Below are 23597 nucleotides of genomic sequence, written 5' to 3'. Positions count from 1 at the left end.
ACTTGGGGCTGAGATTGAATCGGGTTATTGGGTCATTTCACGCAAGGACTTCAGCAGTTGCATCGCCTCGCTCTCGTCGTCCGTGTCGTCCGTGTCGACCGGATCAGCCAGTGTTGCCGCAGCCTGTGGTGCCGCGGCCAGTTGGGACTGGGGGATCAGGCCACTGACGTCGATCGTTTTTCCGCTCGCCTGTGACAAACGTTTCATGATCCCGGCGGCGAACTGGTCCAACTCGGTTTCCCACTGATCGAGCGTTTCCAGGCTCAGATCGAGATCGTCATCGGTTGTGAATTGCGGGTTTTGGGGCATGGCGAACGCACGGGAACAAGGAGACAAGTTGAGTCAGATCGGATCACCGGATCGCTGTCAGACGGTGCGCCGCAGCAGCGTTTGGACGGTTTCGAGCAGCAAGTCGGGCTCGGTCGGTTTGGACAGGAACGCGCCCAGTTGACTGCCGAGTGTTTCCAGGTGGGGAGCATCGGCGCTGGTCAGAAAGATCACGGGCGTCGAGCGGTCCCAGGTTTCATCGGCGAGCAACTCGTGGCAGACGCCATAGCCGTCCAGCACCGGCATGTTGATGTCCAGGATGATCAAGTCGGGTTTGGTTTCCGTCGCCACTTCCACCGCTTGGCGGCCGTCTTCGGTCAAGGCGACGTTGTAGCCGGCGTCGCGAAGGGTTCGATCGAGCAGTCGCAAGACGGTGCGACTATCGTCGGCGACCAAGATCGTTTGATCCGACTGGGTGGAAGAGGCGCCGCGGCGGGCGGCGATACCGGCGGTCGGTTTCGTTGCAGTCATCAATTGACTCCGGCATGCCGGCAACGGTCGGTCGCAGGCAAAGGCGTGGGGTTGGTTCGTTCGGTAATGCGGCCATCTCTATCGAGATCCGTCACTTTGCGTGCACGGCCTCACGGCCGGCTTGCCTGTTCGCGAGCGCCGATTTCCGGCCGCACGCCTCTCTCGATAGCTCCATGGCGAGATGGACCTACCGCGGGAAGAACGCTCCGAGAGATCGCCGTTGACGACAGCGAAAGCACTGGAGTGTTCTGGTGAAGGGTTGGTCACTCCGCGACAGAGTCAAGCAAAACTGTGAAAAGTGTCCGTCAATCAGAAAGACGGCAAACCCTCGATCAGACGACGCACCATTTCGTCGCTGTGGTCGGCTGAGAGCGATAGACGCAGTCGTGCCTGGCCTTCGGGGACCGTCGGCGGTCGAATCGCCGGCACAAACATCCCCAGTTCATACAACCGCTGCGACGCCGCAACGGCATCGGCGTCCGTTCCGATCGGAATCGGAACGATCGGTATCCCGGATTCGATCGCCGGGCAATCAAGCCCCAGCTGCGCGCGAACGTTTCGGGCCAGCGCACACACCCGATCACGGCGGCGACGCATCTCCTCGGGATGCGCCAACGCCGCCAGCGCCGACTCGACCGCAGGCAACGACAACGCGGTGCTGTAGATCAACGGACGACAGTGGTTGACCAGATAGTCCGCAACGACGCGGGGGCAGGCGACGAACCCGCCCTGGCCGCCGAGCGCTTTGCTGAGTGTTCCGATTCGAATCGGAACGCGATCTTTCACTCCCCAGGCTTCGCACGCCCCCGAAACTTGGTCGCCCAAAATGCCGGTCCCGTGCGCTTCGTCAACGATCAGGGTCGCGTCGTACCCGGCGGCCAACTCGCACAGTTCGCCGAGTGGCGCGACGTGTCCATCCATGCTGAACACCGAGTCGGTCACGATCCAAACGCGGCGATACGCACTGCGGTGCTCGGCCAGCAACCGGGCGACCGCGTCGACGTCCCGGTGGGGGTAAACGTGTCGTAAGGCTTTGGACAACCGGCAACCGTCGATCAGCGACGCATGGTTCAATTCGTCGCTAAGGATCAAGTCGCCCTGTCTGCAAACCGCCGACACCGTGCCCGAACAGGCGGCGAATCCGGTCGGGAAGACGACCGCCGACTCGGTCTGTTCGAAACGGGCGATCGCTTCAGCAAGCAACTGATGCCGATCGGTCCAGCCACAGACCAGCCCGCTGGCCTGGGCACCGACCGAATCAACGTGCATCGAGTTGGACGCCGCAAACGAGGCCAAACCCAGATAGTCATTGGAGCCGAAGTTGATCAATCGCCGGCCCGCTTCGTCGACCAAGTGGACACCGTCCAGCCGCCGCGGATGCAACTGACGCATCCTTCCGCGGCGACGGAGTTCGGCTAACGCTTGATCAAAGTCATCCCACATCACGGCCTACGCTATCGGCGATTCAATTCGTCTTTCCTTTGGCCACCATGTTACCCCAACTGTCACGGAGCGGGACGATTCGGTTGAAGACCCGTTGTTTGTCCGTGGAGTCTGGATCGACGACGTAGTATCCCAGTCGTTCGAATTGAAACCGGTCCCCCGCCTCGGCGGTTTTGATTTCCGGTTCGGCAAACGCTTCGGTCACCGACAGCGAGTCCGGATTCAAGTGGTCCAAGAACGTTTGTCCTTCGGCGGTTTGGTCGGGGTTTTCGACCGCGAACAGGCGGTCATAGTTGCGGACTTCGATGGGGATCGCGTGATCGGCACTGACCCAATGAATCGTGCCCTTGACCTTGCGTCCGGAGCTGTCTTGGCCTGATTTCGTTTCCGGATCGTAGGTGCACAGGACCTCGATCACGTTCCCGTCGTCATCTTTGACGACATCGTGGCAGTCGATGATGTAGCCGCTTCGCAGTCGGACCGCGCCGCCTTTCTTGAGTCGGAAGAACTTGCGCGGTGCCTCTTCACGGAAATCATCCGCACCGATGTAAAGCGTCCCGCTGAACGGAACCGACCTTGTTCCGGCAGCCTCGTCCTCGGGGTTGTTGATCGCGTCGACCATTTCGACCTTTCCTTCGGGCCAATTGGTGATCGTCAATTTGATCGGATCGAACACGACCATGCGTCGCGACGCGACACGATTGAGATGTTCTCGAACGGCGTTCTCCAGACGCACCACATCGATCGTGCTGTTGAATTTCGCCACGCCGATATCGGCCGCAAAGTTGCGGATCGACTCGGGCGTGTAGCCGCGGCGGCGCAGGCCACTGATCGTCGGCATGCGGGGATCGTCCCAACCGTTGACGTGGTTTTCCTTGACCAGTTGCAACAGCTTGCGTTTGCTCATCACGGTGTACGTCATGTTCAACCGGGCGAATTCAATTTGTCGCGGGTGATGGATGCCCAGTGATTGGCAATACCAGTTGTAAAGCGGTCGATGGTTTTCAAATTCCAGCGTGCAGATCGAGAACGTGATCCCTTCGATCGAATCGCTTTGTCCGTGTGCCCAGTCGTACATCGGGTAGATGCACCAGTCGTCGCCGGTGCGATGGTGGTGGGCGCGCATGATGCGATACATCACCGGATCACGCAGATTTAGATTCGGCGACGCCATATCGATTTTCGCCCGCAGCGTCCGGCTTCCGTCGGGGAACTCGCCTGCTTTCATCTTGCGAAACAGTTCCAGGTTTTCTGTGGCGCTGCGGTCACGGTAGGGGCTGTTCTTTCCCGGTTCGGTCAGCGTGCCCCGGTATTCTCGCGTCTGCTCGGCATTTAAGTCACAGACGTAGGCGAGTCCCTCTTGAATCAGCTTTTCGGCCCATTCATAGAGTTGTCCGAAGTAGTCGCTGGCGTAGTGCAAGGAGTCCCATTGGAAGCCCAGCCAACGGACGTCGTCCATGATCGATTCGACGTACTCGGTTTCTTCCTTGGACGGGTTGGTGTCGTCGAAGCGAAGGTTGCAGGTTCCGCCGTAGGTGTTGGCCAGCCCGAAGTTCAGGCAGATGCTTTTGGCGTGGCCGATGTGCAGGTAGCCGTTCGGTTCGGGAGGGAACCGGGTGACCACGCCGTTCGCCTTGCCGGCGGCCAGATCCGCGTCGATCGCCTGCTCGATAAAGTGTTTGGTCGGGCGTGACGAATCGGCACTGGTCTCGCTGGAGCTGTCGGTCATGGCGTCGGCTTTGCGTTGGATGATAAAGCAGTTCTACGGGAAGACGACGTGCCACGACCGGTTCGGGTTCGTGCGCACGTCCACTGCCAGGATCAAACAACAAATCTGCCGAAAACGCAACGGCAGGATGCGACGGTCTGGACGGGTGGGACGCCCGGTCCGGTTGATCTCCGCAGGGCGTTAAATCGCCTCGGTGATCTCCGGTTCAGGCTTTTTGACCGAGCGGATGAAGTTGATCAAATGCCAGATGTCGTCTTTTTCGTACTCGCCGGGGACAAAGGTGGACGCCGGCATCGGGGTGCCTTCGATGCCTTGCAGGATCCGACGATACAGGTCTTCGGCGGCTTCTCCGCCGCGAAACACGCCTTCGGAGAAATTACGCGGCAATGCGTTCTTCGGTGGCATCGCTCCCCGGGCCATCAAGGGGATCAGCGACTCGGTGTCTTCGGGTTTCAGCCCGGCCCGGGTCGTCCAGTCTTTGGTCCAGTCGTCGTAGTCTTTGTTCTGGCCGTCGCCGTAGCCTTTTTCGCCGTGACATTTGCTACACGAAGCGACTTTTCCGGTGAAAATTTCTTGGCCCCGTTTGATCGACGCGGCCAGCGCTTCGGCTTGGTCGCCCTTGGAGAGTTCGACGAACTCGGCGTAATTATCGGCGACGGGGATGTCGGCCGGCGGCTCGGGGACTTCGACCACGTCTTCTTCGGCGTCCAGCCAATCAAATGCGATGTCCTCGAGCATCTCGACCGCAATTTCCATCGACTCGTCAAAATTCTCCAATCGCTCGGCGAGCTCCGCCGCTGGAGCGTCCTCGGGTTCTCCGGCCTTTTCCCACGCTTCGATTTGTTTTTCGATTTGCTCGCGACCGCCGGCGGCCAGGGTTTCTCCGAGCTGGCGATCGATGATCCGGTCACCACCTTCCAGGTCCAATTCAAAGATCGCGTCGTCGATCAGCGTCCGCTCCAGTTCCCCGCGGATCGACAGATAGATCACGTAGTCGACGAGCGCTTGGATGTCCGCTTCGCTCAGCCCAGGGATTTTCTTCATCGCCGTGCCTGCGATCCCATCACGGATCGCGCGGGCGAGGTCTTCGCGGACCGGTTTGGACCCCCGCTTGGTGGATTTGAATTTAAAAATCCCGTGCCGGTAATCTCGCGGATAGGGATCATAAAGGGCCGAACTTTCCCCGCGTCCGTTGCCGGTGACGCCGTGGCAGGTGACACAGTGTTTGCGATACAGCCCGCTGCCTTTGGCGTTCGGTCCGGCTGCTTTCTTGATTCGGTCCAGCGAGATCAAGTCGGCGAACTCGTCGTCCTGCAAAGTCTCGGGCAGGGTCGGTTCGTCCGGGGTGCCGAACATGCCGTCGATGATCCAGTTGGCGTCCTCGAGCGCCTGCTCCATCGGAATGCCTTCTTTGATCTGGTACTTCATCGCATGGACCAGATTCGGCTCGAACTCCGCCGGGTATTCGGTCGGTTGTCGGCTGCATCCGGCGAAGGCGATCGGAAGCAGGAGCAGGGCGGAAAGGATGTAGTTTTTCATGGGATTTCGACGGGGAACGTACGCGGGACAGGCCCGGGCGCTCGCGGCGAACCGTCTGATTCTGCGAGGAAATCAGCCGTTTCACGCGAGTCTACAGGCCAGCGATCCATCCTCGGTGGCTCGACGGAGTGGTGCAGGTTTGATCGGGATCCGGTTGCTCGGTGGTCGACCGGCATCCTGTAACCTGCGCCATTTCGGGAACCGAATCAAGCTTCTGCGGCTTTTTTGCACGCGTTTTCGATCCGCTCGGCCACGTTCTCTTTACCGAGAATGGCCAGTGTATCAAACACGCCAAACCCGACGGCGGTTCCCGTCACGGCGACTCGGACGGCGTGAATGATCTGTCCGATCTGGATATCGGCGGTTTCACAGTAGCCTTTGAGCAGGGATTCCGCCTCCGCGGCATCGAACGACTCGGCCGCCAATACCACCTCACGAAAACCCGCCAACAGGTTGCAGGCGTCTGCCGGCTTGGTGATCCGTTTGGCGAAGGCTTTGGGGTCATACTCGATCGCATCGACGAAACAATAGTCGAAGTCGATGATGTCTCCGGCGACCTTCAGCCGATCCCCGGCGGCGGCGACGACCGCGGCGAGTTTCGGGTCGTCGCTCGATTCAACCAGTCCCGCGGCGATCGCGAACGGAGCCGCCGCCTGCAATCGAGCCTCGGCCGAGAGCGAGGCGAAGTGGTCGGCTTGAAACGCCATCAACTTTTGCGGGTCAAACGAGGCCGGTGATTTGGTGACGCGGGCCAACGAGAACAATTCGATCATCTCGTCGACGGAGAATTTTTCCCGTTCACCGTCCAGCGACCAACCCAGCAACAACAGATAGTTCAACAACGCGTCGGCGGTAAAACCGATGTCGCGGTAGAAGTCGACGATCACGGGGTTGAAGGTCTCGTCATCGGTTTCCAGGTTGCAGCGTTGGGCGATCCGGTTGCCGTGCTCGAGCAAGTTCGCAAAGTCTTTGTTTTTGAGATACTTCTTCAGCTTGCGTTTACTCAGTTTGGCTGTCCCGCCCGGTTCGGCGACGTACGGCAGGTGGGCGTATTGCGGACGCGGGTAGCCGAGCGATTCGAGGATGAAAATTTGCCGCGGCGTGTTGGGCAGGTGTTCTTCGGCGCGGACGACGTGTGTGATCCCGAAGGCATGGTCGTCGATGACGCTGGCCAGGTGGTACAGCGGGCTGCCATCGGTCCGGGCGATCACATGGTCTTGTTCGGTCTCCCAAGCCACGGTCACCGTCCCGCGGACCAGGTCCTCGATCACGCAGTCGCCTTCACGCGGCATCTTCAAGCGAATGGTTGCTTGGCGACCTTCCGCTTCATAGGCCTTGGCTGCTTCATCGTCGGCCGCCATCCAACGCCGATCGTAGAAAAAGCGTTCGCCGCGTTTTTCCGCGGCATCGCGCTCGGCCTTCAATTCCTCGGGCAACGCATAGTCGCGATAGGCGTGTCCGCTGGCGAGCAATTGGGCAACGGCGGTTTTGTGAAGATCGATGCGTTGGGATTGATAATAGGGACCATTGGGGCCGCCCACCTCGGGGCCTTCATCCCAGTCGATGCCGAGCCACTTGAAACCCTCCAGGATCGGCTGCAGGGCCTCGGTCACGTTGCGTCCCGCGTCGGTGTCATCGATCCGCAGGATAAACTGCCCGCCGGATTGTTTGGCCAACAGCCAATTGAAGAGGGCCGTACGGACACCGCCGATGTGCAAGTAACCGGTCGGACTGGGCGCAAAACGGGTTCGAATCATGGGATTTGAATGGGAACGGGAGGACGGGAATAGCGACACGATATCAGCGCCCGCGGTTGAAACGAAGGGCGGCGCCGCGGTGCCCGATCCTAAGCCGCTCGGCCGGTGCGTTTGAGGTGCTTTCGCATCCGTCGCCGTTCCGCTTTGCTCATCGATTCCCAGTCGATGTCATCGGGATCGATGTCGTCGTCGAGGGCTTGCGTTTGATTACCGCGCGACGGTTCCGCGGTCTGCGAGCTGCGTTGCTGTCGAGCGGCGGAGCTGAGCGGGCCCGAGCCGCGTGACGGGGAACCGGCACCGCGAGCGGGCGCGCGACCGGATGACTGGGGCTTGGAGCTGCCGTTTGTCGCTTCGGTCTCCGAGTCATCCGACTCCTCGGCGTCGACGTTCTTGCGTCGTAGCAGCCCGCCGAACCATCCTTTCTTTTTCTCCTGCGTCTCGGTCTCCGCGTCAGCGTCAGCCACCGGCTCGGTCGAGTCGCCGTCCTGGTCCGCGGAGTCCGCCAACGGTTGGGGTTTCAGCCGCAGAGAGAACCAGCCTTTCTTTTTCGCCGGGCGTTCGCTGTCCGCTTGGTCGTCGGAATCGTTTTCGGATTCGGCTGCCGCTTCCTCCGCATCGTCGGTTGGCTCGGTCGAACGCGCCGCGCGAAGGCCGAACCAACGGCGTTTGGGTTTGGGTTGATCAGGGCCGTCGTCATCGACGGCATCGTTGTCGGCCGCATCGGCCTGGGACGAGTCGTCGGGCGTGGCGTCGTTGGAATCGGTATCGGATGGTTTTTTCCCGCCGCGGCGTCTCAAGCGGGCGAACCAACCCGGCTTGTCCGGCCGCGCCGAATCGTTTTCATCGAGATCGGTTTCGACGTCTGTATGGTCATCAACGTTCTTAGCAACGACGTCGGTTTTCGCCGCCGGGGCAACCGCGGGGGAACGCCGGGGTGCGACGCTGGCGACCGCGGGACGTGGTGTGTCTTGCGGCTCAAAGAACTCCGACGGGAAGTCTTCCTCATCACGGTTGCGATGCTCGGCGACCCATTGGGCGAGGCGTTCGCGGAGCGACGGGGCCGCGGGGATGTTGCGGATCTGGCGGTACATGGACCGCAAATAAAGCGTCGCGGCGACCAGAAAGCAGGACCATGTCAGCATCGGCGCGGCAGTCACCAGTGTCGCCTTGGCGGCCCCATCGACGACCACGATCTGCCAATGGGCCAGTTCTGAAAAACCGATCAGCACGGCCGAGACGATCATGGCAATCAACGCCGGGCGGCAAAGATAGACTTCGGCGATCAGTCGCATGGCAAGGATGATGCCGCCGACGTCCAGCACGATCCGCAACCAATTCGCCCCGGATAGCACCGCGCGATCGCCGACCAGAAGATCCAGCGACGCGCCCAGCCAACCGACCAGATCGACGGTCGCATGCACACTGGCCAACAGCAACACCACCAGCGTCAATTGCCACAATTGATAGTGGCCGCGATAGTCGTCGCGGCGGTGTCGGCGAAGCACGTAGATCAAACGGGTGGCACCGGCCGAAAGCAGCAGCAGCATCGTCGTCCACCAAGCGGCAAAGCTGTCCGGCCGATGGATTAGCAGGGGGCGGGCGAGATCGGCGCGATAGGCAAGTGTGGGCCAAGTGAACGCCGCGTGATGGAGCACCGTCAGCGCGATCGAGATCGCCAACACGATCACTGCGGTCACCCCCATCGCCATGCGCGAGACCGGTACCAACGAAAACCAACGTCCGCGGAGATGTTGATGGACGCGCGACCCGAAGGGTTGGGCCGGCTGCCGTGCGGCACGCAGTTCCGCCGCCGCGCGACGCGTCGCCGGGGTGGAAGGGGTGTGGGGGGACACGTGCGAATGGTACAGCACGCGCCGCCGGCGATCCGTGGTGCGGCGAAGTTGGGACATGAAGGACGGGGGCGGTCGAGTCGATCGAAGGCGGCAGTAATGCTGGAGCCTGTAACGCTAGCAACGGCGTTGGCTGCTTCCAGCGGGAACGGGGAAATCGTCGCTCTGAGTTCCTACGAAAAACCGCCGGACCGGGTCAATCGGGTTCCCACGCCCGGCCCCCGGGAACGCATCAAAGATGTGTCGACAACGATGCTCAGATGTGTCGACAACGATGCTCAGGGGGGGGAGTGCCCAAAATCCCTTGCGGTCACCGACTTCAAAACTGCCCGACTGTGAACCCCGACTGCGAACCCAGACCGCGAACCCGGACGGGGGCACCAAGTGTCTCGCTGCCAGGCGGATCGGGCGTTTGAGGGTCGAAAGCCGCCGGCGGAGATGAAGGTTTCGCAAAAGTCGACGTTTCAGAGGGCGTTTGAGGCTCAATTGGGGGCCCATCCGCGCTGTCGGGTTGACTAGAATGTGAATGCTGATGTGGTTCATCAGAAGACAGTGCGGATTGCAACACGCAACATCATCCCGATCGTGTCACCCCGGCCGGCCGCTAGGCCTGCAACAAGTGCAAGGATTTCGCAGCGATGAGTCAGAGTTTGCTGGACAGTCACGTTTTGATCTTGAACCGATTTTACATGGCCATTCGGGTGGTCGATGTACGTCGAACGTTGACGCTGTTGTATCGCCAATGTGCCGAGGTGATCAGCCACGAGGCGGGCCAGTTCATCAGTTATGACTTTGACAGCTGGTGCGAGATGAGTCAGCTCAACGCGATCGAGAAGCAGCCCGGCGATGACTTCATTCAAGCGGTCGGGTTTGAAATGCAAGTTCCGCGGATCGCTCGATTGACTCGTTTCGATCGGATGCCGATGCAGACGGTGCGTTTCAATCGCAAGAACCTGTTTGCCCGCGACGAACACACCTGCCAGTACTGCGGCAAGGACTATCCGACACACAAGTTGAGCTTGGATCACGTCGTGCCGCGGAGCCAGGGAGGACCGACGACGTGGGAAAACATCGTGGCGTGTTGTTTGCGGTGCAACAGTCGCAAGGGCGGCCGAACGCCCAAGCAAGCGGGCATGAAGCTGCGAACCAAGCCGGCCAAGCCACGGTTCAATCCGCTCGTCACGCATTCGGTCAATGACCCGCGTTACGATTGCTGGAAGACGTTTTTGCCGGCCGCCGGTTGAAATCGCTGCCGCATCAAAAAAAGCCTCGTCGGTGAATCACCGACGAGGCTCTTTGTTTGGCTGGGGGCCAAACATGGATCGTCCCAATCGCGATCAATCGTCTGCCAGAGGCTCTTTCTTTTCGGTGATGACCTCGCACTCTTCAGACTTTTGAGCGTTCAATTCGATGTAGCTCTTCCACTCCTCGGGCAGATTGTCTTCGTGGAAGATCGCCTCGACCGGACATTCGGGTACGCAGGCTTCGCAATCGATGCACTCTTCGGGGTGGATGTAAACCATTTGCTCGCCCTCGTAGAAGCATTCCACGGGGCAAACGACGACACAATCGGTGTATTTGCAACCCACGCAGGGTTCGGCGACGATATGAGTCATGTTCAAAAACCTTTCGTAACGGGAACCACTCAAGAATCAGCTCTTCGCCCAATATATCGGCCGGAGAAGCGATTGGCTGCACCCCAACCTGTGCAACGAGGCAGCGATCGGTCATTCTTCAAAGATTCTGACCAATACCTTCGACTCGCACCCTGGCCTGCCGTGTCCCAACCCACCCCCCAACAGCTCCGTGTCAAACCGGGACGACAGTTTCCTTTTCTCTCCCGACACCCCTGGGTGCATGCCCACGCGTTGATCAGCGACGGCAACCGGTTCAGTGACGGCGGCAACCTGGAGCGTGGGGACATCGTCGAGTTAGTGGACATGGACGGAAATTTTCTGGGCCGCGGATTGGTCAATCCCCACAGCCGCTTGCGGGTGCGTTTGTACACATATGAGAGCGCCACGCCGATCAACGATGCACTTTGGATCGAGCGGATTGACGCGGCGATCGGTCGGCGTCGGCTATCGCGGAAAGCGGAAGCCGACGAAGCCGAACGGCTGATTTTCAGCGAATCGGATCTGATCAGCGGTCTGATCGTGGACCGATACGCCGATTGTCTCGGCGTCCAATTTACCGCCGGGGCATTGATGAAATGGCGTCAGCCGATTCTCGATCACCTGCAGCAGGTGACGCAGTGCCGCCAGATCGTGGTCCGCGTGGATGAAAAAACTGCCAAGTATGAAGGGCTGGATCCCGAGCCGGGTACGCTGGCGATCGCGGGGGTGGAACTCAATGAGCCGGTCAAGTACCGCCAGAACGGACTCGATTTGACGGTCGACCTGGTCGGCGGCCAAAAAACCGGCGGCTACCTGGATCAGCGGCTCAATCACGAAGCGGCGGCGGGCTATTTGCGTGGAAAACGCGTCTTAGATGTGTGCTGCTACACCGGCGGGTTCGGATTGGTGGCGGCGCGACAGGGTGCGGAAAACGTGGTGGGCATCGACTCGAGTGCGTCGGCGATTGCGGCGGCCACCGAGTCGGCACAACGAAATGGGGTCTCCGATCGGATGTCGTTCTTGCAGGAAGATTGCTTTGACGCCCTCAAACGGCTCGGCGACGAGGGGCAAACCTTCGACGCCGTGGTTCTGGATCCCCCGCGTTTTGCCGGCTCGCGTCACCAGGTCGACCAAGCCTTGCGGGCCTACCGGCGGTTGAACAGTTTGGCCGTTGACTTGCTTCCCCCCGGTGGGATCCTGGTCACGTGCAGCTGCAGCGGTCGTGTTTCACGCAGCGAGTTTCTCAACATGCTGGTCGATGTGGGGCGTCGACAGCGTCGCGACATCATCGTTTTGGAAAATCGAGGGCCGGCTCCGGATCACCCGCTGGCCGTCGGTTGCCCGGAAAGTGACTATTTAAAATGCGTGATCGCCCAGGTGGTCTAGAATTCTGGCAGACGCACGTCAAACAACCAGATATATTGATGCATCACGACAATCCTCTTTCTCGATCCTCTTCATCTCGGGGTCTGCCCATGTCGGGTGTGACGTTGAAAGTTCTTCACGGCGCCGATCGCGGCAAAGTCTTCGGCGATCTCATCCCACCGTTCACGGTGGGACGAGAAGAAGTCAATGACATCCAACTCAACGACGAGCGTGTCAGCCGTTGCCACTTCAAGATCCAGCGTGACAACGACCGATTGGTCCTGACAGATTTGGACAGCACCAACGGGACGAAGGTCAACGGAGTGGAATATCCGCTCAAAATCCTTCGCAGCGGTGACCTGATCTCGGTCGGTCGAAGCCTGATGCTGGTCGGATCCGAAGAAGAGATTGCGGCGCGTTTGGCGGCACTGGGCAGCGAAAACCCCACCATGTCGCGGGAGATGTCTTCGTCGGAGAGTTCCGTTGCACTCGAGTTGAGTCAGGAGAAATCGCCCTTCCAAATGGACATCGCGTCGGTCCGAGAAATCCCCTCGATCCCCGACAACTTGAGCCCGGGGCAAAAAGCACAACTGTGCGAGATTTTGGATTTCCTGCAGCACCGTCTCTGCAAATTGGTGGAGACGGCCAAGATCGACGAGTCCAGCCAATCGGTCACCTTGAAGCTGAGTTCCTGGCAACGACTGTTGGGTGTTCAAGCACGTCTGGGTGAAATGCATCGCAAGATCGCCGACCCCGATTGGAATGGCGAATGATTGCGGGACGCCCCTGATTCAAGCCCGCGGATGGTACTGCTGATGCACCCGTTTCAGTCGCGAGTGCTCGACGTGGGTGTAGATTTGCGTCGTCTGGATACTGGCGTGGCCGAGCATCTCTTGCACTTGTCTCAGGTCCGCACCGCCGGCCAACAAGTGCGTGGCAAAACTGTGGCGCAGCGAGTGGGGACTAATGGCCGAATCGATGCCGACTCGTTTGGCGTAGTGCTTGACCAGACGCCAGAGTTGGATGCGATCGAGCGCCCGTCCGCTGCGTGATAGAAACAGTTCGTCCGGCGGGTGCGGTGGTTTCGCGGCCAGTTCGCCACGCAGTTCTTCGCAATAGCGTTCGATCGCCGCGATCGCTTGGCCGCCGATCGGGACCATGCGTTGCTTGCCGCCTTTGCCGGTGCACTTGAGATGTTTTTGGTCCAAGGAAAGATCGCGGACCCGCAGCGAGCAGACTTCGCTGGCACGGCATCCGGTCGCGTACAAGACTTCCAGCATCGCGATGTCGCGGAGCCAGAAGGCGTCGGACCGGCGCGGGGCGCGGAGAAACAAATCGACCTGCCGCTGCGACAGCACGCCCGGCATCCGCTGCCACATCTTTTGGGCCGCCAGCAGTTCCGCCGGGTTTTCGCTGACTGTCCCTTCCAGCTGCAGGTACTTGAAGAACGTGCGAATGGCGACGACCGCGCGTGACACCGAAGCCGGCGCGAGGCCGGATTCGGACAGGGTGCCCATGAACTGCGTCAGGTCACCGACGCGAATCGAGTCCAGGCGTTTCTTTCCCACCCAGCCGATGAAACGGTTCAGATCCCGCCCGTAGGCTTCGATCGTGTTGTCGGCCAGGTGGCACTCACCGCGCAGATAGTTCAAAAACTCCTCGCGGATGGTATCGGCCGAGTGCGACGGTTTTTCGGGCGGCCCCGACTCCTGCATCAATTGCAACTTGGTTCGTCGTTTGGCCACCGATTGATTTCATCCGATATCGGGGGAAGATTGATGTATGGTTTCCGTAATCTCTTGGTCGGCACACCACGTCGCCACATCCGTTGCCCTTAATGCCTGAAGTGGATTTCATGAATGTTTTGGTTGTCGGTGGTGCCGGTTACATCGGTTCGCACGCCGTTCGATTGCTCACCGACGCTGGCCACCGGGTCACCGTCTACGACAATCTCTCGCGGGGGCACCGTCAGGCGGTGCCGGACGGCATGCTGGTCGAAGGCGAATTGGCCGACCGGGCAAAATTGACCGGCGTGTTGAAAGACAAACAGATCGACGCCGTGATGCACTTTGCTGCCTTTGCGTTGGTCAATGAATCGGTCAATGATCCCGCCCTGTACTATCGCAACAACGTCGTCGCGGCGATCGAATTGCTTGACGCGATGCGCGAAGCCGACGTCAAGAAAATCGTCTTCAGCAGCACGACGGCGACCTACGGCGAACCCGACACGATTCCGATTGCTGAAACGACGCTTCAACAGCCCATCAACCCCTACGGGTTTACCAAGCTGGTCTTCGAACAAGCGCTCGCCGATTACGCCGCGGCGTACGGGTTCGGCTACGCGGCACTCCGCTACTTCAACGCCGCCGGTGCGCGGCCGGACGGGTCGATCGGCGAAGACCACACCCCGGAATCGCATCTGATCCCGATCGTCTTGCAAGTGGCGCTCGGCCAACGCGACGCGATCACCGTGTTCGGCGACGACTACCCGACACCCGATGGCACCTGCGTCCGCGATTACATTCACGTCGACGATCTCGGTGCGGCTCACCTGGTCGCGCTGGAAAAACTGCAGCCCGGCAAAGGCATCTGCGTCAACCTGGGGACGGGCCGGGGCACCAGCGTCCGCGAAATCATTCAGGCCTGCCGCGAGGTCACCGGCCATCCGATCCCCGAAGTGATGGGAGCCCGCCGCGCCGGCGACCCGCCGGAACTGGTTGCCGATGCGAGTCTGGCGGCGGAGTTGCTGGGTTGGAAAACCCAGTACAACGATGTCAAAAGCATCGTGGAAACCGCCTGGAAGTGGCACCAAAGCCACCCGAACGGCTATTCCGACGCTTTGCACTAGAATTTTGGGCTCTCGCGACCGCAAATTTCGTTCGCCAAGGGAGGCGCGGTCCACAGACACGCCGATTGCTTCGTCAACTCGAAGCAACAAGAGATTCAGCAACCGTTGGTGTCTAGCCTTGAGGCGATTCCCGGTCGCTGCGTCGCAGCGACCGTGGGCGGCTAAAGCCTGCACACCAACACTAAGGCCCGTGTCATTCGTACCTGACCCCGTTTCCGCTCGACAGACGCAACCCAAACATTCAAAGCCGACAACGAACTACCTTTCTGGTCCCGCAACGGTCGCAAGAACGCGACTGACGCCCCGCCGACGACTTAATGAAGATGAAACGAATCATCCCCCTCGCGACGCGTTGCGTCCTGCTCCTCGCCACGTTCATGGTCGATCTGGTTGCCGGCGGGGTGATCGGTGGGGGAACAGCCCATGCGGTCGAACTGGATCGACGTCAAAAAGCGATCGTGTCGACGATCGGTGCGACGATCAACCGGGCCGGGAAGGCTTACTTCGAAGGCAAGTACGATTCGTCGGGCAACGAGATTCGCAAGGCGCTCGAGCAGGTCGAACGCGCGGTCGACCTGGGGAGCCCCGAGCTGTACGACGCCATTGTCGTGCACATCGACAAGATCTCGCGGGCTCACGCGATGCTGGAGTTGGAAGGGATCTCGCTGCCGCCGTTTCGACGTCCGCCGCGTCCGACCGGGACGGCGTCGACTCCGATGGCGTCGTCCGATCCGCCCGATCCGAATTCACCCGATCCCAACACGCCCGGCACTCCGCCATCGGGCACCCTGGTCAGCTTCACCAAAGACGTGGCGCCGATCTTGAGCAGCAAATGTGGTCGTTGTCACATCAGCGAACGCCGCGGTGGATTTAGCACGTCCAGCTACACCGCGTTGATGAAAGGGCCACCCGAAGGCGTCGTCGTGTTCGCCGGTGACGTCATCGGCAGCCGGCTGATCGAAACGATCGAAACGGGCGACATGCCGCGCGGCGGCGCCAAGGTCAGCGCGGCCGAACTGGATACGTTGAAAACATGGATCACCCAAGGCGCCAAATTTGATGGCAACGATCCGAATCAAATGCTCGCCGCCGGCAACACGCCCGCCCCGGCGATGGAAACCAAGCCGCCGGTGATCACGCAAGCGACAGGCAACGAAACGGTTAGCTTTTCCTTCGATATCGCGCCGCTGCTGGTCGAGCATTGTGGCGGTTGCCACATCGACGCCATGCAGGTCCGCGGCGGATTGAGAATGGACACGTTTGTGCAAATGATGCGCGGCGGTGACAGCGGGGCGGTCATCACGCCGGGGCGTGGCGAAGCGAGTCTGTTGGTCAAGAAACTGCGCGGGACCGCGACCGACGGCGAACGGATGCCGGCCGGTGGGCGGCCACCGCTGAGCGACGATTCGATCGCGTTGATTTCCAAATGGATCGACGAAGGCGCGACCCTCGATGCGAACCAATCGCAGCCGATCAAAGTGATCAGCAAACTCGCCTGGGCCTCACGCGCCTCGAGTGCCGAGATGTCCGCCAAGCGAGCCGAATTGGCCGATCGAAATTATAAATTGGCCAACTCATCGACCGCGCTGACCGAATACCAAACCGACCACTTCCGCGTCGTCGGTTCCGGTTCGCAGCAGACCTTGGAAGTGGTCGGCCGGGCGGCAGAAAAACATCTCAAAATCGCCAAGTCGGTCGCGCGACCGGCGTCAGCGACGGCCGCCGAAGATTACTTCCACGGCCGCGCGACGATCTTTGTTTTGCCACGCCGCTATGACTACAGCGAGTTTGCCAAAATGGTCGAGCAACGCAGCGTACCGAGCGATTGGTCGGCCCACTGGCAGTACGACGGGATCGACGCCTACGCCGCTACCGTGGCGTCGGAAACCGAGGACGAAGAGGCCATTGAATCTCGACTTCTATCGCCGATCGTGAGCCTGGCGGTGGCCAGCCGCGGCAGCGATGTCCCACGCTGGTTCGCCGAAGGGATCGGTTCGGCCACCGCGATGCAACAGAACGCCAAGAGCCGCAGCGAGAAAGAAAAATTGCGGGTGTTGGCTGGTGAAGCTGCATCGGCGGTCAAAGATGCCAAGGCCTTCTTGGACAACAAGCTCACGCCCGAGCAAGCGGACTCGTTCGGGACCGCCTTGGCGATGTCGATGTTAGACCGCAGCCGCCGCAAAATGCTCGATGCCACGTTCCGATCGCTCGATGACGGCAAATCGTTCAACGATGCCTTCGTCGGCGGGTTCGGCGTCACGCCCACCATCTACATCGACCAGCTGCTCCAGTTCAGGCGCTAGTGCTCCGGCTAGAGTTAGGGGTGCCTGACCCCTTTTCCGCTCGACCCGTGGGGTAAGCGTTCAGCGTGCCATCGGCTAAGCTTGCAAGCTTTCAGCTTACCCCGCGATCCATTTCAGTCATGAACCCGAGTCCCGAACAAGTCAAAGCGAGCGAGTCCGCCGTCCGCGCCGCCGGTGACCGCACGATCGAGCAATACCAGAACTGGATGCAGACCAACGCGGCGGCTCATTTGATGCGCGCGGCGCGACAATCGGGGCTGACCGCTCGGTTGCGTGAAAAGCAACACACGCTCGAAGAACTTTGCGAATCCCTGTCGCTGCAGCGCGAGACCACCGCACTGTTGCTCGACGCCTTGGTGGCGATCGGGTTCGTCGAGCAGTACGGGGAAGATTTCGCGCTGGCCAGGGCCGGGCATCTGCTTTGCCAATACGATGACGATTTGGGCGACCGCCGCTGGGAAGGTCTCGTTGACCGATTGAGCGACCCCGAAACCGCGTCGTTCGCCGATGCCGCGGAATACCGCGCTCGCAACGCCGCGACCCAGTGGATTCACACCGCCGCGGCGATGCAGGCGGCCGAAATCCTGGACATCGGCGGCCCAGACGCATCGCCCGGCCCGAAGATCTTGGACTTGGGTTGCGGGTCGGCCGTGTGGAGTTGCGCGATGGCGCATCGGGACGCCGAGGCGAGTGTTGTCGCCGTCGATGAACCGGCGTCGTTGCAGGCGGCGCGACGCACGGCCGAGTCGATCGGGCTGGGCGATCGCTTCAAAACCATTCAAAGCGATCCGCTGGCTGTCACCGTGGGCGAGCAACAGTTTGAACTCGTCGTGTTGGCCCAGATGCTGTCCGGTTATTCGGACGATCAAGCCGCCGGCCTGTTGGAAAAAGCAACGGCGGCCCTGAAACCTGGCGGTCGGATCGCGGTGCCGGACTTTTACATCGGACCGGGGCGGGCCGGGTTGAAAGAATCGCTGGGGCGATTGTCGATCCACCTGGCGACCCCGCAGGGCCGGGTCCGCGATTTGCGCGAGTGCCAGGCCATGTTTCAGGCTGCCGGGTTGGGGGGAATACAATTCACGTACTTGGCCGCCAGCGAAGCCGGACTGGGGATGATGGTGGCCGAAAAAGCGTAGCGAGAGTGCAGGGAGAACGCAGGGAGCTGGTGCTGTGGCTCGGTTTGCCGAGTCCGTCGGCGGTCGGTCGAGGCGGGCGATCGGCGTTACTTTGCCCCCGAGTCGCCCTTTTTTTTAATCGTGGATTGACGAAACCGACTCAGAATTTCTACGATGCTGAGCCAAATTTGATTCGAAATCAACACCATACTTACCCCCCCAAGCAGCAATGGCTGTCCCCAAGCGAAAACACAGCAACAGTCGAACCGGCAAACGCCGCAGCCACGATCGCGTCAAGAAACGCCAAATTGCGTATTGCCCGCAGTGCAGCAGCTCGGTGCCGACGCACACGATTTGCCCGAAATGCGGCTATTACCAAGGGCGTACCGTTGTCGAGCCGGTTGACGAGTAATCGTCCGGCGTGATGGGACGATTCTTTTCGACGCTTTCCGCCGTGCCGTGTTGCCGGGTGTCGTTTGTGGCACCGGCATGAGGTTGTTCGGCGGTTTTCTTTTTTAGCGGCTGTTATCAATGGACGTAAATTCCGCCGGAATTCTGTTTCCGGGTCAGGGGGCACAGGGCGTCGGCATGGGTCGATGGCTGTGCGAAACCTATCCGATCGCCAACGAGACGTTCGCCGAAGCGGGTGAGGTTCTCGGCTACGATCTCACCGATCTGTGCCAGAACGGCCCGTCCGAAAAACTCGATGCGACCGAATTTTGTCAGCCCGCCTTGTTCACCGTCGGCATCGCCGCGGCCCGGGTGTTGGCAGCGGAGCATCCCGAGCGGGTCGAACGGATCAGCGCCAGTGCCGGGCTGAGCCTCGGTGAATACACCGCAGTTTGCTTTGCCGGTGGGCTGGAATTTGCCGACGGATTGAAATTGGTCCAACGCCGCGGCCAGGCGATGCAATCGGCTTCCGACGCCGTCCGAAGCGGGATGGCCAGCGTGATCGGGATGGAGCTGGAAAAGCTGCAAGCCCTGTGCGACGAGGTACGGCAAGACGATGAGGTCCTGCGTCCGGCGAACCTGCTGTGCCCGGGCAACATCGCGGTTTCCGGCCACCTGACGGCCATCGAGCGTTTGCAGCCCGCCGCAGTCGAGGCCGGAGCGATGAAGGTGGTGCCGTTGTCGGTTGCCGGCGCGTTCCACACCTCGCTGATGGCGCCGGCGGTCGAGTCGCTCCAGCAAGCCCTGGCAGAGATCCCCCTTTGCGACACCCGCATTCCCGTCTACAGCAACGTCGACGCGGCGCCGCATCAATCGGCCGATGAGATCCGCGACCTGCTCAGTCGCCAAGTCACCGAGCCGGTGATGTGGGAGGCGAGTATTCGCCGCATGATCGCCGATGGAATCGAAGGGTTTCTCGAAGCCGGCACCGGTCGCGTGCTGCGAGGAACGCTGAAGCGGATTCAGCGTAAGATCCCGACCGATGGATTTGGCGACCAGTAGAGCGTTTCCAGGAATATGCAATCGTCAGACCGATTGCCCCGTCTTCCCGACTCCCAAGATTTTCCCCGAACGAGAAACATGGAACTGACACTCAAAGCCGATCTGTCCGGCCAAGTCGCGATTGTCACCGGCGCGTCACAAGGATTGGGTAAAGCCGTCGCGGTAGCGCTGGCGATGAACGGCGCCACGGTCGCCTGCATGGCCCGCAATGCGGAAAAACTGGCGGCGACGGTCGCGGAAATCGAAGCCGTCGGCGGCAAGGGCATCGCCTTGGCCTGTGACGTGACCGACCGTGCAGCGACCGCCGCGGCGATCGAAGGCGTGGCCAAGGAGCACGGCCGGCTGGACATTCTGGTCAACAACGCCGGCATCACACGCGACAAGACGATGCGTGGGATGAGCGACGAAGAATGGGACAGCGTGATCGCGACCAACCTGACCAGCTGTTTTGTCTGCTGCCGGGCCGCTGCGGGGATCATGCGAAAGAAAAAATATGGCCGAATCATCAACATGGCCAGCATTTCGGGGCTGATCGGCAACCAGGGCCAAGCCAACTATTCGGCCAGCAAGGCCGGGATGATCGGCATGACCCGAACGATGAGCAAAGAATTGGTCAATCGCGGTGTCACGGTCAATGCGGTGGCCCCGGGTTTCATCGCCAGCGACATGACCGACGCGATTCCCGCCGGGATTTTGGACGAAGTGATCAAAACAATTCCCGCCAAACGCATCGGAAACCCCGAAGATGTCGCTGCCGCGGTGCTGTTTCTCGCTTCCCCGGCCGCCGGATATATTTCTGGCCAGACGATCGTCGTCGACGGGGGAATCACCGGATAGCGAGTCGATCGGCCCCGTAGCGGGTGCCGCAGCGACTTTCGGCCACCTTAGCCGACTGAAAACCTTCGCGAGATGGTGAGTCGGGAATCCCGGCATATTGACGCCTTTTGCTTGTTTCCCCTATCTTTTCGGCGAATCAACGAAGCGTCTCCGGGCTCCAAACCCTGCCGTCTCGTTCCTCCCTACAGATGAGGGGCGTTTCGTTCCCTCGATAACTTCCCTTGCAGATCAAACCATTGGAGATTGCTTATGGCTACCGTCGAAGAGCGCGTGGTCGATATCGTTGCTGAACAACTTGGTGTCGAGAAAGACAAGATCAGCCGCGAAACGTCCTTCGTCAACGACCTGGGTGCCGATTCGTTGGATACCGTCGAACTAGTGATGGAGCTTGAAGAGGAATTCAACATTAGCATTCCTGACGAAGCTGCTGAAAAGATCCAAAAGGTCGGCGAGGCGGTGGACTTCATCGAGAATGCCAAAGGCGAAGACGCCTGATTCGTCCCTCGTTCGAACCACCTTATTCAATCGCATTGCCGCCTCATGGTCTTGTGGTGATCCGGCTCCAGCAGCCGCTTGCCGATCATTGTGGGCGGCATTTTTTTCATTCGGACCTCTCGAACCTCTGATTCGTCACGTTCGCAGCTTTGATCAATTGAACGCATCGCCAAGGCATCACGATGACCCAGGGTTCATCACACACCGTGTCACAACCACAGATTTTTCGAGGTGATCGCCGTGTGGTCATCACAGGCATCGGCGCCGTCACTCCGCTCGCTCTGGAAGTCCCCAAAATGTGGGACCGATTGATCGCCGGGGAAAGCGGCGTCGGCAAGATCGAGTTGCTCGACACGTCCGAGTACAAAGTTCATTTCGCCGGTGAAGTCTGGAACTTCACGCTCGACGGTGTGGCCGATCCGCGTGAAGCGAAACGACTCGATCGCTTCACCCAGTTCGCCGTCCACGCCGGCCACCAAGCGATTCAGGATTCGGGCATCGATTTTGAATCCGTCGACCGCACCCGCTGCGGCGTCATCCTGGGCAGCGGTATCGGCGGGCTGATCGAAATCGAAAACCAGATCGAACGCATGCTGACCAAGGGGCCCTCGCGGGTCAGTCCCTTCACCGTGCCCAAGATGATGGTCAATGCCGCCGGCGGGAATATCTCCATCACCTACGGGCTCAAAGGCCCCAACTATGCCGTCGCCACCGCCTGTGCCAGTGCGACCAACGCGATGGGCGATGCGCTCCGCAGTATCCGGCTCAACGAAACCGATCTGGTCATCACCGGTGGCAGCGAAGCGGCGTTGACCCGGATGGGTCTGGCCGCGTTCCAAAACATGAAGGCCCTCTCGACGCGAAACGAGGAACCGACCAAGGCCAGCCGGCCGTTTGATGCCGATCGCGATGGTTTCGTGCTCGGCGAAGGCGCCGGGGTGTTGGTCTTTGAGGAACTCGAACACGCCAAGAAGCGTGGGGCAAAGATCTACGGCGAAGTCCTCGGATACGGAACCACCAGCGACGCCGGGCATATCACCGCGCCCGACGCCGATGGGATCGGTGCCGCTGCCGCGATGACCGCCGCCCTTGCCGATGCCAGGATCGATCCGGCAAACGTGGACTACATCAACGCCCACGGCACCAGTACTCCTCTGGGCGACAAAGCCGAAACCACCGCCATCAAACGCGTCTTCGGCGATGCCGCCTATCAGACCAGCGTCAGCAGCACCAAGTCCGCACTGGGACACTCGCTCGGTGCCAGCGGTGGAGTCGAGGCCGTGATTCTATGTAAAACCATCGAATCCAAAGTCATCCCGCCGACCATCAATCTGGAAACGCCCGATCCCGACTGCGATCTCGACTACACCCCCAACGAGGCCAAGTCACGCGCCGTCAAAGTCGCGATGAGCAATAGCTTCGGATTCGGTGGCCACAACGCCTGCATCGTTGTTGGTCGGTTCGACGGCTGACGCGGCAAACGTCGTCCGCCGCGGCAAGCCGCTCCCTAAAACACCGCGTCGGCTGGTACGCTATTGCCATGCCACCTCTCAAACCGCCAAACGCGACCCATCCGCCCGAGCGGGGAAACATCCTCGATCGTGACGAGTACATCGAACAGGCCCACCTGTTCGAATTGCTGCACGAACAGGCCGGGGGTAAGTTTCCGATCCAGGACTTGCTCGAACAGCTGCGTCACGAAGTCTTGGCGACCACACGGTTGCCGATGGCGATGGAGTACTTGCTGACCGAGGTCAAACACTCCGGATTGCTGGGGCCGGCGATGCGACAGCTGGCCCATTACTTCACCCCGTTCCAAACCTATTTGGTCGACCAGAGTGAATCGGACACCGGCCGGTTCATGATGAACACCGCCTTCAAAGTCATGCAGGCCGAAGCGGAGTACCGTGTCGAAAAAGCCAATCCGGCCGGAATGTTCTTCTTTCAGTTCGAGGTCCTATGCCGAAATCGACTCTCTTACGATCGCGGATTGACGGCGATGAGCGGCGATCCGATCTATGACGACCGTTGGAGCAAGTGGATCCTCGGCCTCCGCGCCCAAATCGGTCTGATCGACTTTGCCGACCTCGTCTTCCTGGTCAGCGAGGACTACCGCAACAAACTCAAAGCGGCCGGTAAACCTGTCGACGACAAGGGCCCATTCCTGTTTGGCGAAAAAGAAGGCCGGATCGCGCTGGCCAATCGCCGCAAGGATCCGCTGTACCTGTTCAGCGCCTTGCAGCGACACCTCGGCTATCCCGCCGTTCCCAAGCCCGTCCCGGCGGACGAGACCCAGGATCTGATTCCCCAGATGGCTCGGCGAATCGAGCGGCTGGAGGCCCGGATCCAGCTGATGGAAGAGGAACGCCGGGCGTCGCTGGATATCACCAAGTTCTACGAGCAAAACAAGCACCGCTTGAAGCTTCCAGAGTGAACATGCGCGCAGGGTG

Annotated in this window: 21 protein-coding genes and 1 riboswitch; of the genes, 12 read left to right on the top strand and 9 right to left on the bottom strand. The window is 60.4% G+C overall.

Annotated features, from left to right (window positions below; genetic code table 11):
- Positions 1 to 24 precede the first annotated feature (24 nt).
- The 7 genes from TBK1r_RS36535 to TBK1r_RS36505 all read right to left on the bottom strand — a co-directional run bounded on the left by TBK1r_RS36535 (position 25) and on the right by TBK1r_RS36505 (position 9176).
- Positions 25 to 309, bottom strand: a complete 285-nt coding sequence (locus tag TBK1r_RS36535; protein ID WP_145221109.1) for a hypothetical protein — start codon at positions 307 to 309, stop codon at positions 25 to 27.
- Between the two features lie 57 nt (positions 310 to 366).
- Positions 367 to 798 (bottom strand): response regulator, encoded by a 432-nt coding sequence (locus TBK1r_RS36530; protein ID WP_145221106.1) that lies wholly within the window; start codon positions 796 to 798, stop codon positions 367 to 369.
- 59 nt (positions 799 to 857) lie between these two features.
- A riboswitch (cyclic di-GMP riboswitch) is annotated at positions 858 to 934 on the bottom strand.
- Positions 935 to 1107: 173 nt separating this feature from the next.
- Positions 1108 to 2241: an aminotransferase class I/II-fold pyridoxal phosphate-dependent enzyme gene (locus TBK1r_RS36525; RefSeq protein WP_145221104.1), complete on the bottom strand. Its 1134-nt coding sequence runs from the start codon at positions 2239 to 2241 to the stop codon at positions 1108 to 1110.
- Between the two features lie 22 nt (positions 2242 to 2263).
- Positions 2264 to 3970, bottom strand: coding sequence for a glutamine--tRNA ligase/YqeY domain fusion protein (locus tag TBK1r_RS36520; protein WP_145221101.1), 1707 nt, complete (start codon positions 3968 to 3970; stop codon positions 2264 to 2266).
- Positions 3971 to 4150: 180 nt separating this feature from the next.
- Positions 4151 to 5509 carry a cytochrome c gene (locus tag TBK1r_RS36515; protein WP_145221098.1) on the bottom strand — a complete coding sequence of 453 codons (1359 nt, stop codon included), beginning with the start codon at positions 5507 to 5509 and terminating at the stop codon, positions 4151 to 4153.
- Positions 5510 to 5715: 206 nt separating this feature from the next.
- The gene (gltX, locus tag TBK1r_RS36510) at positions 5716 to 7266 is read right to left on the bottom strand and encodes a glutamate--tRNA ligase (RefSeq protein WP_145221095.1); all 1551 of its coding nucleotides are present in this window, start codon (positions 7264 to 7266) and stop codon (positions 5716 to 5718) included.
- Positions 7267 to 7355: 89 nt separating this feature from the next.
- Positions 7356 to 9176 carry a hypothetical protein gene (locus TBK1r_RS36505; protein WP_145221092.1) on the bottom strand — a complete coding sequence of 607 codons (1821 nt, stop codon included), beginning with the start codon at positions 9174 to 9176 and terminating at the stop codon, positions 7356 to 7358.
- A 578-nt stretch (positions 9177 to 9754) separates the two neighbouring features.
- Between TBK1r_RS36505 and TBK1r_RS36500 the strand changes: the two genes are divergently transcribed.
- The gene (locus TBK1r_RS36500) at positions 9755 to 10360 is read left to right on the top strand and encodes an HNH endonuclease (RefSeq protein ID WP_145221089.1); all 606 of its coding nucleotides are present in this window, start codon (positions 9755 to 9757) and stop codon (positions 10358 to 10360) included.
- 93 nt (positions 10361 to 10453) lie between these two features.
- Here the strand turns inward: TBK1r_RS36500 and TBK1r_RS36495 are convergent, their stop codons facing one another.
- Positions 10454 to 10732: a ferredoxin family protein gene (locus TBK1r_RS36495; protein WP_095739652.1), complete on the bottom strand. Its 279-nt coding sequence runs from the start codon at positions 10730 to 10732 to the stop codon at positions 10454 to 10456.
- A 162-nt stretch (positions 10733 to 10894) separates the two neighbouring features.
- Between TBK1r_RS36495 and TBK1r_RS36490 the strand changes: the two genes are divergently transcribed.
- Positions 10895 to 12118, top strand: a complete 1224-nt coding sequence (locus TBK1r_RS36490) for a class I SAM-dependent rRNA methyltransferase (protein ID WP_419580741.1) — start codon at positions 10895 to 10897, stop codon at positions 12116 to 12118.
- A 98-nt stretch (positions 12119 to 12216) separates the two neighbouring features.
- Positions 12217 to 12870 (top strand): FHA domain-containing protein, encoded by a 654-nt coding sequence (locus tag TBK1r_RS36485; RefSeq protein WP_372894299.1) that lies wholly within the window; start codon positions 12217 to 12219, stop codon positions 12868 to 12870.
- An 18-nt stretch (positions 12871 to 12888) separates the two neighbouring features.
- On the opposite strand, the gene xerD is transcribed toward TBK1r_RS36485, so the two are convergent.
- The gene (gene xerD, locus TBK1r_RS36480) at positions 12889 to 13842 is read right to left on the bottom strand and encodes a site-specific tyrosine recombinase XerD (RefSeq protein WP_145221081.1); all 954 of its coding nucleotides are present in this window, start codon (positions 13840 to 13842) and stop codon (positions 12889 to 12891) included.
- Positions 13843 to 13952: 110 nt separating this feature from the next.
- On the opposite strand from xerD, the gene galE reads away from it, so the two are divergent.
- From galE to TBK1r_RS36435, 9 genes are all read left to right on the top strand, one after another.
- Positions 13953 to 14945, top strand: a complete 993-nt coding sequence (gene galE, locus TBK1r_RS36475) for a UDP-glucose 4-epimerase GalE (RefSeq protein WP_145221078.1) — start codon at positions 13953 to 13955, stop codon at positions 14943 to 14945.
- A gap of 317 nt (positions 14946 to 15262) precedes the next feature.
- A complete protein-coding gene (locus TBK1r_RS36470; RefSeq protein WP_145221075.1) occupies positions 15263 to 17248 on the top strand; it encodes a c-type cytochrome domain-containing protein in 1986 nt (661 codons plus the stop codon).
- Positions 17249 to 17367: 119 nt separating this feature from the next.
- Positions 17368 to 18384 carry a class I SAM-dependent methyltransferase gene (locus TBK1r_RS36465; RefSeq protein ID WP_145221073.1) on the top strand — a complete coding sequence of 339 codons (1017 nt, stop codon included), beginning with the start codon at positions 17368 to 17370 and terminating at the stop codon, positions 18382 to 18384.
- Positions 18385 to 18592: 208 nt separating this feature from the next.
- Positions 18593 to 18775 carry a 50S ribosomal protein L32 gene (gene rpmF / locus TBK1r_RS36460; protein WP_095739644.1) on the top strand — a complete coding sequence of 61 codons (183 nt, stop codon included), beginning with the start codon at positions 18593 to 18595 and terminating at the stop codon, positions 18773 to 18775.
- A gap of 119 nt (positions 18776 to 18894) precedes the next feature.
- Complete coding sequence (gene fabD, locus TBK1r_RS36455; RefSeq protein ID WP_145221070.1) at positions 18895 to 19815, top strand: ACP S-malonyltransferase; 921 nt, start codon at positions 18895 to 18897, stop codon at positions 19813 to 19815.
- Between the two features lie 78 nt (positions 19816 to 19893).
- Positions 19894 to 20652, top strand: a complete 759-nt coding sequence (fabG, locus tag TBK1r_RS36450; RefSeq protein ID WP_145221067.1) for a 3-oxoacyl-[acyl-carrier-protein] reductase — start codon at positions 19894 to 19896, stop codon at positions 20650 to 20652.
- Between the two features lie 249 nt (positions 20653 to 20901).
- A complete protein-coding gene (locus TBK1r_RS36445; RefSeq protein WP_095739641.1) occupies positions 20902 to 21147 on the top strand; it encodes an acyl carrier protein in 246 nt (81 codons plus the stop codon).
- Between the two features lie 182 nt (positions 21148 to 21329).
- Positions 21330 to 22619: a beta-ketoacyl-ACP synthase II gene (gene fabF / locus TBK1r_RS36440; protein WP_145221064.1), complete on the top strand. Its 1290-nt coding sequence runs from the start codon at positions 21330 to 21332 to the stop codon at positions 22617 to 22619.
- Between the two features lie 119 nt (positions 22620 to 22738).
- The gene (locus TBK1r_RS36435) at positions 22739 to 23581 is read left to right on the top strand and encodes a hypothetical protein (RefSeq protein ID WP_145223349.1); all 843 of its coding nucleotides are present in this window, start codon (positions 22739 to 22741) and stop codon (positions 23579 to 23581) included.
- Positions 23582 to 23597 lie beyond the last annotated feature (16 nt).

This window comes from Stieleria magnilauensis (assembly GCA_007753675.1).
GTDB lineage: Bacteria > Planctomycetota > Planctomycetia > Pirellulales > Pirellulaceae > Stieleria > Stieleria magnilauensis.
The sequence above is the reverse complement of the archived record's forward strand: the minus strand, read 5'-3'. Positions and strand labels throughout refer to the sequence as shown.